Source organism: Paenibacillus sp. FSL R5-0378 (assembly GCF_038009285.1).
GTDB lineage: Bacteria > Bacillota > Bacilli > Paenibacillales > Paenibacillaceae > Paenibacillus_AQ > Paenibacillus_AQ favisporus.
Window position 1 is genome coordinate 6573709 of sequence record NZ_JBBPAY010000001.1, and the last position, 13385, is coordinate 6587093.

Here is a 13385-nt window from a genome sequence, read left to right on the forward strand (position 1 = left end):
GATGGTAGGCAGCAGCTTGAGATAAGCGGGGATTTACGGATATCACACCCGTTTTTTATACGCCCTCATCGCAAAAACATATGCCACGAGCATGATCCCGACGCACCATGCAAGAGCGACCCAGATATCATTGCCCACAGGCTGACCTGACAGCAGCGAACGGATCGCTTCCACGATCGAGGTCACCGGCTGGTTGTCGGCAAAGGCGCGAACGACCCGGGGCATCGAATCGGTCGGCACAAACGCGGAGCTGATGAACGGCAGGAAGATAATCGGATAGGAAAAGGCGCTTGCGCCATCTACGGATTTGGCGGACAACCCGGCAATCGCCGCGACCCACGTTAACGCCAGTGTAAACAGCATCAGTATGCCGGCTACGGCAAGCCATGGCAGCAGCCCTGCCGACGAACGAAAGCCCATTAATAGCGCAACAAGAATGATGACGACCACCGATATGGCATTGGATACCAGCGAGCTGATCACATGTCCCCACAGCATGGTGGAACGGGCAATCGGCATGGAGTGGAACCGCTCGAATATACCCCGCTGCACATCGATAAACAGGCGGTACGCCGTATAAGAAATTCCGCTTGCAATGGCAATCAGCAAAATGCCTGGCAGCAAATAATTTACATAGTTATCTGTGCCGGTTTGAATGGCGCCTCCGAATACATAAACGAACAGCAGCATAAATGCGATCGGCATGATCGTGACCGTGATGATGGTGTCCCAGCTGCGGAAAATATGGCGCATGGAACGTCCCAGCATCACACCCATATCGCTGAAGTAATGCTTCTTTACCGCTTCCATTACTTTTCCTCCTTTTTGCCAACGATGGCAAGAAATATGTCTTCCAATGAAGGCTGTTTTTCAACGTACTCCACCTTTGCAGGCGGGAACAGCTTTTTCAGTTCCGCGAGCGTGCCGCTCGCGATAATCTTGCCCTCATGCAGAATGGCGATTCGGTCGGCAAGCTGTTCAGCTTCCTCCAGGTACTGCGTGGTCAGGAATACGGTCGTGCCGCCGTCCGACAGCTCCTTGACGATCTTCCACACCTCGATGCGCGCCTCGGGATCAAGCCCGGTCGTCGGCTCGTCAAGGAAAATGATCTGCGGTTTTCCGATCAGGCTCATAGCGAGGTCGAGCCTGCGGCGCATCCCTCCCGAATAAGCAGATACTCTCCGGTTCGCGGCATCCGTTAAGCCGAAGCGCATAAGCAGATCGCGTGCGACCACACGCGGAGCTGCGAGATGCCGCAGCTTGGCGATCATGATTAGATTTTCCTGTCCGGTCAAATTTTCGTCTACGGCGGCAAACTGACCGGTCAAACTGATCGACTGCCGTACATGGTCCGGCTTTGAGGTGACATCGAATCCGTTGACGGCAGCGGTTCCGCCGTCAGGCTTAAGCAGCGTGGTAAGGATTTTTACGGTTGTCGTCTTACCCGCCCCGTTGGAGCCGAGCAGGGCGAAAATGCTTCCCTGATCCACCTCAAAATCCACACCTTTTAGAACTTGCTGCTGTTTGTAGGATTTTTGCAGTCCTTTGACTTGAATCGATTTGTTTGGCATATCTTCTCCTCCTTTTCAGATCACCGTAACTTTTGACAAATCGGCATCCATGCCCTTGAGTGCGGCAAAGGTCAACTTATCCATCGTTGCCCCGTCAAAGCAGATCGTTTTAATGGCGCGGTAATATTTCTTGGACAACAACGACCCTTGAAAAGACACATTTTTGAGCGTAGCGCCCTTGAACGAAACTTCTTTCAACCCGGCTCTGTCGAACTTGACGCCAATGAAGATTTGACCATCGAAGCGCTGCCCTGTCAGATCGGAAGATGTGAAGTCCACTCCGTCGAATACACAATTCTCAAAGACGGTTTTGGTGAGAGCGGTCATCGTCAGGTTGACGTCGGTCAAGTGAACGCCTGTGAATGTGGCTCCGGCCAGCCACGACTTGCTGAAGTTCGTTCGTACAAGAGCGGATTCGTTAAAGCTTGCATTGGCCAGGTCCAGGGTGGTCAGGCTGCAGTCGGTCAGGTTTGCGCCGTCAAATCGGGCATCCTTCACATCGCTGCTCTTAAATGAACTGCCGGTCAAGTCCGCATTCGTGAAGTCGGAGCCTCGGAGCGTGCTTGATATGAATTTCCCCTTATGTGCGGTAACGCCCGCAAAGTCGCTTTCGGCCAAGTTGCTCGCGCTGAGGTTGGTCAGCACCTGCCGCTCCAGCGAACGGGAAAGGTTTGCCACCTCCAGTACGGTTTGCTCGATGTCCCCGATACTGTCGATAGTCATCTCCAAAGCCGTTTCATCGTCCTTGCCTTCGGCTTTCAGCTCACGGTACCGCTCCTGCAGATCGGAGTGCAGGTCGGCCTTTAATTCGCTGACGCTTCTCACCCCTTCGTATGCAGCAAAAACCTCGTTCAGATAGTTCGTCAATTTCTCGTTCATCCCATCATCTCTCCTTATAATAAGTTTTCAAGCACGCGCTTGGCGTACTTCCAGTTGCTTTGGTTGCGTTCATAAGTTGCCTTGCCCTTCTTAGTCATCCGAAAATACTTTCGCCGTCCGCCCTGCGATTCATCGCCCCAATACCACTCGATATCACCGTCACCTTCAAGCCGCCGAACGCTGGAGTACATCGTGGCTTCCTTTAATTCATACTCACCGCCCGAACGCTCGACAATCAGCTTGACAATTTCATAACCGTAGCGGTCGGCTTCGGATAAGAGCCGTAAAATCATCGTGTCGGTATGGCCTCGCAGCAGGTCGGATGTGATTTTGTTGTCTTTCATGTCATCACCTCCATATCTGCATGATACGATATACTACTATGACTGTCAAGGTAATTTGTTAATAAAAATACTTTGCCCAAAATACAGGTGCTTAAAGAATAAGAAACGGCGTACATTCAGCAAAAATCAAACTCGGTTTAACGGGAGTTTTTTTGCGGTTCAATGGTTTACCCCTGCCGAAAATAGAAAACAGCGGCAATCTAAGACTGCATCCTCAGTCCTAGTCCCGCTGTTTTTTAGCACTAGCCCTTGATGAGAGCCCGCTGCAAATGGGCTGCATCCGACAAATTATTTTCCGGGAAATGACCCATTTTTTCATTCAGTCATGACCCTTCTATTGAAATCCGGAATGGAATATACATTACAAGCCTTAGTCTGGACATCTAGCGACATCCTGGACACCACTTTCCTTTTGGAGGATCGAGGAGGAGTGTTTCAATGAACGAATATGTACCGCAGGGAATGGTTCAAAAGCAGTATCACTGGGAATGGGTCAATTATTTTCTGTACCGGCATCTTCAGAAGAATAATCCGTTTCCGAAGCTGCAGGCACCGCTGAACGATTTGCTGAACAAGCAGGAACAGCAATTGGATGCATTGAGGAAGCTCGCGGCTTCACTGGGGATATCCAGTCCTTCTGCAACAGTGAATATACGGTATAATCCGATTCTGGAATGCATCAAAGAACTCCACCACCGGGAGTATGAATTATTGCAGGAGTACATCAGCTATCCCGATTACTTTTTGCCGGTTTCTTCGAATCGACTAGGGATCGAAGACTTGATGAAATCTCAGCTGGCGCAGGTCAATACACTTACAGCATTAAAGGAGACCTTTGGTCAGCTTTTCAAACCCCAACATGAAACGCAAAAGCCTGATTACATATTGGAAAAGGGGTACCGGCTGACGCGGATCGCCACGGGGCTAACGTTCCCCACGGTCATGACATTTGACCCGCAAGGAACCGTCTATGTTGCCGAAGCCGGGTTTGCTTACGGGACTGAGCCAGGAATGGGCCGCGTGCTCCGCCTGGAATCGGATGGGTCCTTTACAGAAATCGCCTCAGGATTCGGAGGTCCTGTAACAGGCATTGCCTGGCATCATGGGGATTTGTATGTGGCTGCAGGAAATTTAGGGGAAAAGCCGTCAGACGGATGCGGGGAAATTATTCGAGTATCGCCGGACGGTACTAGGCAAACGATTGTTAGCGGGCTGCGCACATGCGGGGACCATTTTACCGGAGACATTCTGTTCGGCCCTGACGGCAAACTGTACTTTTCCGTCGGTACCGCCACGAATTCGGCTGTTGTAGGGCTGGATAATATGCTGATCCTGAAGCATCACCCGCAATTTCACGATGTGCCGGCCAGAGACCTGGAATTGATCGGCACCAATTTTATTACCCGGGATCCGCTATCCGATCAACCAGGGGCAGCCGTAACGGGGGCATACCATGCCTTTGGAGTTCCGAGCAAATCGGGTGATATCGTCAAAGGCCGATTGTTGGCTAACGGGGTCATCTACCGCTGTAATCCTGACGGAAGCCACCTACAGATCGTCGCAGACGGCTTCCGGAATACGTTCGGTTTAAGATTTTCCCCAATGAACGGGAAACTGATCGTAACGGACCATGGCGCCGATCCGCGGGGAAGCCGGCAAATCAAGCTGGATTGGGATAAAATTTGGGAGGTCACCCCTGGGGGGTGGTACGGATTTCCGGAGTTTTTTAGCGGTTTGCCCGTAACCCTCCCCCATTTTCATGCCGCGGAACAAGCGAAGCCTACCTTTCTTATCCGCAACCATCCTCCGCTTGCCGCCCAACCGCTCGCCCGTCTGCAGCCGCATAGCGCTTCCATGAAATTTGATGTTTGTACGAACGCTGAATTCGGCAGTCCAGGGGAACTGTTTGTCGCCCAGTTTGGAGAATCCGGTTTTGAAAAAACCGAGGAACTTCCCGGATTCAAAGTGGTTTCAGTCAACCTGGATACCGGGCAAATTTCAAATTTTCTGACCAATCCACATGGCGAATCTACGAAACAAGGGCCGATCCGGCCTATTGATGTCAAATTTAATGCCGAAGGAAATGAGCTGTACCTTGTCGATTTTGGCCTGATGGGTAAGCATAACCCAACGCCTGGAACCGGGAGCCTGTGGAAGATCGTGAAAATATAGCGGATCGGCTTAATCCTCCTCGTTCCCTGTTCTGCCTCCGTACCGATGCGAGTGCGGGATTCTGCCGTTTACCGTGGTATAACCCGCAAAATCGTGATAATGCCCGCCTCCCGGCAAAGGAATGGCCGGTCCCGTCGTCCCTTGAATATAATGAACATGCTGATCGTTAAAAGATGTTTCCACATGATAACGGTGGACATGGGGAACGCCGCTGGGGGCAGGTTCTGTTGTTCCGGCGTAGTGATGATAGTGCCCCACGTCAAACGAAGTATCACCTGAAATCGGATGAACATGGACCCGGACCGGCCTTCCGTCCCACGATGTAATAAGCAGGCTGTGATGATGCTCGGAACCGGAACCTTCAGAATGAAACAGCAAACCTGTGATTGGGATTTCCAATTGACTAACCTCCTATGATTCAAGTTATCGGTTTGATCAAGCAAAAAAACATCGGCTTCATCATACGCAGAAATCATATGGCGTTAGCCTGTTCCATTATGCAGAAATATGGTTTATGGTTAAAAATCTTACAAACGGTTGAAACGTTCAGCCATGGCGGTCATCCATCCGATGGACGGGCAGCAAAAAACCTGCCGGTCACGACACCAGATTGTCGTGAATCGGCAGGTTTTTTGTAGATGATAGAATTCATAAATTTTCAGCGGAGCTGAACCAATGCTATCGGTCTCCGGCGAACGTACGTCGATAGACGTTTAATTCGGCATTATTCTATAACGTATTCGCGATATTTCTCAAAGTCCTGAAGCCGGCATTCCAGCGAGAGCCGTGTACCTTCATTTTCATACTCGGTCGCGTGGATGCTGGCATGCTCGTTCAAATACGAAACCACCTGGCCCCGGTCATACGGGATCAGCATTTCGCAGGTGACGTAATCCTTGAACACAGAGCTGCGGATCAGATCCACCAGCTCGGTCATCCCGATTCTCGGCTTGGCTGCCAGATAGACGCTTTTCTCCTTGACCTCTGGAATGTCCACGCCCGCCAGATCGCATTTGTTATAAGCAAAGATGGTCGGAATGTCCGTAACGCCGATGTCCTTCAGCGTGTCCTCCGTAATTCGGATCAGCTGCTCATACTTCGGGTTCGAGTAATCCACGACATGGATGAGCAGGTCCGCCTCGGACACTTCCTCCAGCGTCGACCGGAACGCCTTGACGAGATGATGGGGCAGCTTGCTGACGAACCCGACCGTGTCGGTGAGCAGAAAGGATTTATGATCCTCCAGCTGTATGCTCCGCACGGACGTTTCCAGCGTGGCGAACAGCATATCCTTCTCGAATACCGCCTTCTCGCCGGTCGGTCCGGCCGCAGAATAGGCCTCCAGCATAGCATTCATGATTGTCGATTTGCCCGCATTGGTATAGCCGACCAGCGACACGACCGGAAGCTCGTTTTTCTTCCGCTGCTTCCGCTGCGTCTGCCGCTGAAACACCAGCGATTCCAGCTCCTTATTCAAGGCGCTGATCTTCTCCTCGATCCGGCGGCGGTCCAGCTCCAGCCGCGTTTCGCCTGAGCCGCGGTTGTGCATGCCGACGCCGCCGCCCTGCCGTCCGAGAGACTCGCGCAGGCCAACGAGGCGCGGCAGCATATACTGCAGCTGAGCAACCTCCACTTGAAGCTGGGCTTCCCGCGTTTTGGCCCTTTTTTCGAAAATGTCCAAAATCAGAATCGTCCGGTCGATGACCTTGCACTCCAGATCCGCTTCCAGGTTGCGGAGCTGCGACGGCGAGAGCTCGTCGTTGAAAATGATCAGATTCGCCTCGAGTCCCCGGAATAAGCCGCCCAGTTCCTCAACTTTCCCGGTACCGATGTAATGGGATTTGTTGACGCGCTCCATATTTTGCGTCAGCTGCCCAACGACCTCCACCTCGCAGGCTTCGGCCAAATTGCCGAGCTCCTCCATGGAGTATTCGAAATCGGGCTGATTGTTCAGGTTCACGCCGACCAGTATCGCTTTTTGTTGAATGGGTTCCATATATTTTACCTCCGGATTAGCTTGAATTGTTCGATGAAACGAAAAAACCGCAGGCTGTACCCTGTGGTTTAAAGCGAACGGATATATCAGCGCTGGAAAAGAAGAACCCCCTTGCTCGATGACAGCTGCCCGTCAAGCTTAAGGTGTCCTAAGCATTCTCCAATCAGGCTGGTTTTATGTTATTGCATGAGGAACGCCCTACGGCTGCCTGAAGACAGCAAAAAGAGGGCGGATCGCCCTCCCTCTCATACACCCGGCATACTCAAAACAATGAGCACACTCGGCACGTATATATCGGGTTCCAAAAGATATGCAGACCAATCCCGTTCGCTCCGCACAGGGGCAGAGCCTTTGAGCACTATTCAGTTAGCGGCACAAAGTGAAAAAACGGAATTTGATGTAGTACATATCTTATTCGAACCCTCCGATCATTATAAGTATCCCCATGTTAACACAACAGCGCGGCGGATACAATTCCCAATTACCAAAAAGATGAAAAGATTTGCCGCTACCTTCCTGATCGTACCTGCTTAACCTCCGCTTCCCCAGACAGCGTGACGCGGTTGCGCCCGCCCGTCTTGGAGCGGTACAGCGCCTCGTCCGCTTTCAGGATCAAATCGCGCGGTGAGCGGCCATGCTCGGGATACGCCGCTACGCCGGCCGAGATCGTCACCGGCACTCCGATCGGGTTCACGGTTCTCTCCATCTCTTTTCTTAAGCGTTCGGCCACCACGCCGGCTTCCCTCGGCCCACTGCGCTGCACCAGAATCCCGAATTCCTCGCCCCCATAGCGGAAGCACAAATCCCCTTCCAAGGACACGTTTCGCATCAGCTGGGCCAAGTGCTTCAGCACCTGATCGCCGAGCACATGCCCATAAGTATCGTTGACTCCCTTGAAGTGGTCAATGTCTATTAAGATGACTGCAAAGGGCACATGGTACTCAGTCCACTGCTGCAGCACCGTATCCAGCGTCCTCCGGTTGGCCAGCCCGGTCAGCTCGTCGACGCCCGCCTCGTTCCGAAGCTGGGTCAAATCCTGATTCAAGTGCTGGAACGCGATTTTGACGCTTTGTGACAGCAGCCTGACCTCATAATAAGCCGATTTAATGTCGGGAACGTTCTGCGGGCGTGCCGAGCCGAGCGTGGCCTGGTCGGAAAATTGAGCCAGCGTATTGAGCGGTTTGGCAATGCGGCTGGCCACCCACCATCCCAAAATGAGGATCAGCAGCAGGAACGGAAGGGAGGCGAGAAGCACCCTTTTGATCAAATCATGAAGCGGCTTGTCAATGACCGACGTCGGTGTCTGGGAAATAATCCCCCACGAGCTGCTCGGTTCATAAGCGTAACCCGCAAAGAATTGGCCCCCTTCGGAATTCGTCACCCGCTGCGACCCGCTTTTTTTCATCAGGACGTTCTTCACGACCGGATTGCTGATGACCGATTTGCCGATTCGCTGCTTGTCCGGATGAAAAATGATGGCCCCGTTCTTCTCCACTACGTAAACGTAAGACCCGTTGCCGAAAAAGTGCTCCTTCAGCATCGTGCTGAGCACGTTTTTATCTTCGAGATAAATCGTTCCGCCGACAAACCCTTGATAAGCGCCGGATGCATCGACGATTGGTGCTGAAATGAGGATAATGTATCTCCCTGTCGTCGCCCGGTAGGGGTTCGAAATAAAAGGCGCTTTCAAGGAGACCGCCATTTTGCTCTGGGCCGAGGTCAGCTGATCCCCGACTTCAATGCCGATCGTATGCGGACTGAGCGCCCGGACGATGCGGTCGGCGTCCGCAACGACTATAGAGTTGAAATACTGCGTATTCTCCTGAAACAGATCGTCAAAGAGCTGGGCGTCCATCTCCTGGCTCCGTCCGGATATTTTGGCAATCGCATTGATATTTTGCTGCATCGTAACGAGAAGCTCGTTCGTATTGGAAGCCAGCTTTTTGGCATACTGCTCGTTATTCTGAAGATAATTGCCAATTAAGGTAGCGCGGTTGACTTGAACGGCTGAAGTGATGCTGGTCAGCATCGTAAGCAGGATCGCAATAATGACAAGCAGGCTGATCGTAAACCGGAGCGTAAAACCTTTTTGGATCAAATATTTCAACGTTATATCCACCTTGAGTCTAAAAATAGAAAAAGATGTCGCATCGTGACGCTTTACATTATACATGAACGCCGGAAGTGCATCTATAGCGTGTTGTGCCATCTGCCGTAATAAGAAAAACGTCTATCGACGTACTTTCAAAGAAGACGACCGCGTATAGAGGAAGTTTTTCTTGCGAGATCAGGGAGCAGAAGCTCCGAAAATTTACTTTCTTATCTCTTAAAAAAGGGCAGCCTGGTCGGCTGCCCGCTGCGGCTGTCCTGGGATGTCCAGCGTTAGAGCGGCGTTATGCCGCCTTTTAAATTCCGAAAAAGCGCCGGGTCGTCCTTACCGTAGCCGCAGCCAGCGCCGCAGGCTCTTCCCCCCTGCAGTCGGCGATGACCCCGAGAATGTGCGCTAGGAAAGCGGGCTCGTTCCGTCCGCCCTTCGGCTTCGGCCGCAGATCACGCGGTGTCAGATAAGGCGCATCGGTCTCGATCATCAGGCGGTCCAGCGGAATGTCCCGGACGAGCTCACGCAAATGCCCGCCCCGCCGCTCGTCGCAAATCCAGCCGGTAATGCCGATGTGCAGCCCCATCTCAAGGTAGGTGTACAGCTCTTCTGCGCTGCCCGTAAAACAATGCACAACCGCGCGCCGAATCAATGCCGGGTGGTCTTTCAGCATCGCGGCAAAATCGGCATTCGCGTCCCTTTCATGCAGAAACAGCGGCATGTCCAGCTCTTCCGCCAGACGCAGCTGCTCCTCAAACCAGCGGCGCTGCACGTCGCGCGGGGAAAAATCCCGGTTGTAGTCCAGCCCGCATTCGCCGATCGCCACCACCTCAGGCAGCCCGGCCAGCCGCCGCAGCCGCTCCGCCGTATCCGGTCCGCAGTCCTTGGCGTCATGCGGATGAACGCCTGCCGTCGAGAACAGCCTGCCAGGATACGACTTTGCGTAGTGCGCCGCCTCCTCGCTGCTCTCCACAGACGTTCCGGTTATGATCAGCTGCTCTACGCCCGCTTCAGCGGCCCGGGCCAACACCTCCTCCCGGTCCCGGTCGAACGATGAATTCATCAGGTTAACGCCGATATCAATGATCGGTAAAGTCATGGCTGCCAAATCCTTTCGTTATCTATCTTAAGGCATCTACCTTAAAGTCAAACCATAAAGTACGGCACCAATATTATAGGGGACAACGATCCTCTGCACAAGGATTCCTGGCATTTCAAATGAAATCTTGCATGAATGTTATATGATCGAAGTTGAATTGAAAAACGGAGGAGGAAAACTTCATGGAAAAGGATCATTTAGCTTTTACACACCGGAACTTAAAGCCCGGCGAAATCATTACGTTCGGCACGTATCCGCAGTCTGCAGACGGTCAAGAACTGGCAATTCAATGGCGTGTTCTTCATCATTCAGGAAGCGAGCTGTTTGTTTTGAGCGAGTATATTTTGGACTGCAGGAGGTATCACGGCAAGAACGCGGATCTGAAATGGCGCGAATGCACGGAAATAACTTGGCAGGACTGCGATTTGCGCGAGTGGCTGAATGATGAATTCTATAACGCCGCATTTAGTGACGCCGAAAAACAGTTCATTAAGACGACACCTTGCACGGACAACGGAGAGGGCTGCCCGGACACAGAGGACAAGGTTTTTCTGCTTAGCGCTGCCGAGCTAGAGAACTTATCCGGGGTTCACGGCAAGGATGTGAGGCGTGCGGTTGGAACCGATTTTGCCAAGACGAACAAGCCCGATGGATGCCGCTTATATGTATATGACAAATCGAACAAAGACAACTATATCCTCAAGGACGGCGAAGAAGCCGGCTGCTCCTGGTGGTGGCTGCGAACCCAAGGTAACAAGCCTTCACGCGCGTATTTTGTAGGGACAGGCTGCAGTATTCGCAGCTATGGGAATAACAGCATAAGCGGATATGGCGTACGTCCTGCTATAAAAATAAATCTTTCCTAAGTCTTGTTTTTAAGGGAGGCAGACATGGATGGCATGACATCGAAAGAAGCGGCGTTAAAGGTGAAACAGTGGCCTAGGCAAACTATAGCGGCGGGTCCTCGTCATACCGTTGGTCTGAAATCTGACGGCACGGTAACAGCTGCGGGCGATAATAAATACGGCCAATGTGATGTAAGCGGCTGGCGTGATCTGGTGGCGGTAGCGGCCGGTAATGTTCATATGGCGGCGAACACAGGCAATGCCCATACCGTCGGTCTGAAGTCGGACGGTAGGGTGGTCGCGGCGGGTTGGAATAAGCATGGCCAATGCAGCGTAGACGGTTGGCGCGATATTGCAGCGGTTGCGGCAGGCTGGCGCCGTACCGTCGGCCTGCGATCGGATGGCACCGTAGTAGCCGTGGGCCGAAACCATGAAGGCCAATGCGACGTTGGCGGCTGGCGTGATATAGCTGCGGTCGCAGCGGGTGACTGGCATACCGTGGGCCTTCAATTGGACGGCACGGTAACGGCTGCAGGTAATCATCGGTATGGCCAATGCAATGTTAGCAGCTGGAGCGGCATGGTCGCAACAGCCGCAGGTTACCTTCATACCGTCGGGCTTCACTCGGATGGTACGGTGGCGGCTGTGGGTCTGAATAAGCATGGTCAATGCGATGTAAGCGGCTGGCGCGGAATGGTGGCGATTGCGGCGGGCAGTTATCATACCGTCGGCCTCAAATCGGACGGCACGGTGACGGCTGTGGGTCACAACGAATATGGCCAGTGCGATGTCAGCGGCTGGCGCGATATGGTGGCCGTCGCGGCGGGATGTACGCATACCGTCGGCCTGAAATCGGATGGCACGGTGGTGGCTGTGGGTCACAACGAATATGGCCAGTGCGATGTCAGCGGCTGGAGCGGCATCCTGCTGCCCGGCACTTCGTTATCAATATGAATAACTTGACATTCCACACGAAAACATGAGCCGGACTTCGAATTAGGCAAGGGGTATGCGACATTGAATCAGGCGGGTTGACACCGCCCGATCATATAAAAAGACCGCATCCTGACGGAGTGCGGTCTAGCGTCATTATTTGTATACGGGTTTGCCGTATTCCGCCTTCTTCTCAAAGAGAACGGTATACGTTTCGTCTGGGCCGTCAACGGACGGGGCTACCACTTTCTTCAGCCCGCTCAGAGGCAGGATCGCCGGACTCCTAAGACCATATTTGCGAAATGTGGGTCTGTGTCGTTGACTCATGACGATTCCCCTCCTAATAAATCATGAATTGAATCCAGTAACGCTTTATTGAGATAACATATCTCCTCAAAAATCTGCTCCGTGACCTGGACGGAACCTCTCAGGTGGACCGTGAACACGTATCTTCTCGCTAAAGGATAACACAAGATATATTCCTTCACAACCGATTTGCGATTTCGTTGACTAAATGTCACATTTCCGCTGGCGTGAACGTCCACCACATGGATCGGTTCTTCTCCCGGTCTCAGGTTGACATTGGCATCTAAGGAATATTCATAGCCGATTTCGCCAACCCCGTCGCTGCCGACCTGCTTTATTGTACGGTCCCCGGCTTTGAAAAGTGCTGTGCCGCTGACCGTATACGGCGTGGAAATAAACGACAGCCGCAGCGCCCGGCAGATCCGGTTGTAAATATCCGTATCAAGTGCAGGCTTATGATTCAATTCCTCAAAAAAGCCGATAATCTTCAGCAGCCTGTCCCTCTCCTCTTCGGATTCACGGAGCAGATCGTAAGGATCGCTCTGTTTGCTGCCCCAATGCTCGATCATGCTGCCGATTTTACTGCACGAGACGCCCACCGCCGCATTCCAGTTGCGCGGGTTCATCTGATAGGTGAGCGTGGTCATGCCGAACAGATCCGAAGGCGTCTTAAAGCCTTCAATCCGTTCCTCCTCCTCATCCTCCTGCTCAGGAATATGCGACGGAACGAGAAAAAATACCCGTTCTCTCCCCAGTTTACTCCAAAACAAGCCCATCTCAAACACCGTATTATCTCTGGCTGTATAATATAACTTACCCCGCACGAGCGTCACGTCATCAGGGTGGAACACAAAAACCGCAAAATCGCTACCCTGGATCTGGGCTTCCAAGTCCTCCATCGTATAACGGTTGGCGTGAAACACTCCTCTATGCCAAGGAGTCACGACCGCGTAGTGCTCCAGTTCCTCCTGCACCGCATTCACGATCGGAATGGCTTCCCTGGATGAGCCGATGAAAACGAAAGGTTTGTCCATAACTCCCTCCAGAACATCCATAATCTACCTATTATCAGTATATCATAGCATGGTAGATTCAATGACTGTTACTTTTCGCGCTTACGAAAGTCCGCCCATGATTTCAAA

Annotated in this window: 14 protein-coding genes; 4 read left to right on the top strand and 10 right to left on the bottom strand. The window is 52.4% G+C overall.

Translation table 11 applies throughout. From position 1 onward, the window contains the following. Window positions 1-42: 42 nt before the first annotated feature. The 4 genes from MKY74_RS30465 to MKY74_RS30480 are packed head-to-tail and all read right to left on the bottom strand — an operon-like array spanning window position 43 to window position 2794. Complete coding sequence (locus MKY74_RS30465) at window positions 43-810, bottom strand: ABC transporter permease (protein ID WP_076173584.1); 768 nt, start codon at window positions 808-810, stop codon at window positions 43-45. Beyond that, the gene (locus tag MKY74_RS30470; RefSeq protein WP_076173583.1) at window positions 810-1571 is read right to left on the bottom strand and encodes an ABC transporter ATP-binding protein; all 762 of its coding nucleotides are present in this window, start codon (window positions 1569-1571) and stop codon (window positions 810-812) included. Before MKY74_RS30470 ends, MKY74_RS30465 begins: the two co-directional genes overlap by 1 nt. Window positions 1572-1586: 15 nt before the next feature. Then, entirely contained in the window at window positions 1587-2450 is an 864-nt protein-coding gene (locus MKY74_RS30475; protein ID WP_076173582.1) for a pentapeptide repeat-containing protein, read from the bottom strand. Between the two features lie 14 nt (window positions 2451-2464). Then, window positions 2465-2794: a PadR family transcriptional regulator gene (locus tag MKY74_RS30480; RefSeq protein WP_076173581.1), complete on the bottom strand. Its 330-nt coding sequence runs from the start codon at window positions 2792-2794 to the stop codon at window positions 2465-2467. A 438-nt stretch (window positions 2795-3232) separates the two neighbouring features. On the opposite strand from MKY74_RS30480, the gene MKY74_RS30485 reads away from it, so the two are divergent. Continuing rightward, entirely contained in the window at window positions 3233-4966 is a 1734-nt protein-coding gene (locus MKY74_RS30485) for a PQQ-dependent sugar dehydrogenase (protein WP_084204067.1), read from the top strand. A gap of 9 nt (window positions 4967-4975) precedes the next feature. Here MKY74_RS30485 and MKY74_RS30490 read toward each other — a convergent pair whose 3' ends face one another. Continuing rightward, entirely contained in the window at window positions 4976-5365 is a 390-nt protein-coding gene (locus MKY74_RS30490) for a YmaF family protein (protein ID WP_076173580.1), read from the bottom strand. A 14-nt stretch (window positions 5366-5379) separates the two neighbouring features. Between MKY74_RS30490 and MKY74_RS30495 the strand changes: the two genes are divergently transcribed. After that, a complete protein-coding gene (locus MKY74_RS30495; protein WP_143811887.1) occupies window positions 5380-5604 on the top strand; it encodes a hypothetical protein in 225 nt (74 codons plus the stop codon). A gap of 86 nt (window positions 5605-5690) precedes the next feature. Here MKY74_RS30495 and hflX read toward each other — a convergent pair whose 3' ends face one another. The 3 genes from hflX to MKY74_RS30510 all read right to left on the bottom strand — a co-directional run bounded on the left by hflX (window position 5691) and on the right by MKY74_RS30510 (window position 10159). Beyond that, window positions 5691-6962: a GTPase HflX gene (hflX, locus tag MKY74_RS30500; protein ID WP_076173579.1), complete on the bottom strand. Its 1272-nt coding sequence runs from the start codon at window positions 6960-6962 to the stop codon at window positions 5691-5693. A gap of 508 nt (window positions 6963-7470) precedes the next feature. Continuing rightward, window positions 7471-9069 (bottom strand): sensor domain-containing diguanylate cyclase, encoded by a 1599-nt coding sequence (locus tag MKY74_RS30505; RefSeq protein WP_076173578.1) that lies wholly within the window; start codon window positions 9067-9069, stop codon window positions 7471-7473. Between the two features lie 298 nt (window positions 9070-9367). Further along, entirely contained in the window at window positions 9368-10159 is a 792-nt protein-coding gene (locus tag MKY74_RS30510) for a TatD family hydrolase (protein WP_076173577.1), read from the bottom strand. A 182-nt stretch (window positions 10160-10341) separates the two neighbouring features. Here MKY74_RS30510 and MKY74_RS30515 point away from each other — a divergent pair, with 182 nt between their 5' ends. Then, a complete protein-coding gene (locus tag MKY74_RS30515; protein WP_076173576.1) occupies window positions 10342-11025 on the top strand; it encodes a DUF6273 domain-containing protein in 684 nt (227 codons plus the stop codon). A 24-nt stretch (window positions 11026-11049) separates the two neighbouring features. Next, on the top strand, window positions 11050-11958 hold the full coding sequence (locus MKY74_RS30520) for an RCC1 domain-containing protein (RefSeq protein ID WP_076173575.1): 909 nt from the start codon (window positions 11050-11052) through the stop codon (window positions 11956-11958). 135 nt (window positions 11959-12093) lie between these two features. On the opposite strand, the gene MKY74_RS30525 is transcribed toward MKY74_RS30520, so the two are convergent. Beyond that, the gene (locus MKY74_RS30525; protein ID WP_167372905.1) at window positions 12094-12264 is read right to left on the bottom strand and encodes a hypothetical protein; all 171 of its coding nucleotides are present in this window, start codon (window positions 12262-12264) and stop codon (window positions 12094-12096) included. Further along, window positions 12261-13277 (bottom strand): TIR domain-containing protein, encoded by a 1017-nt coding sequence (locus MKY74_RS30530; RefSeq protein ID WP_076173574.1) that lies wholly within the window; start codon window positions 13275-13277, stop codon window positions 12261-12263. The genes MKY74_RS30525 and MKY74_RS30530 overlap by 4 nt, the downstream gene beginning before the upstream one ends. Window positions 13278-13385: the final 108 nt, after the last annotated feature.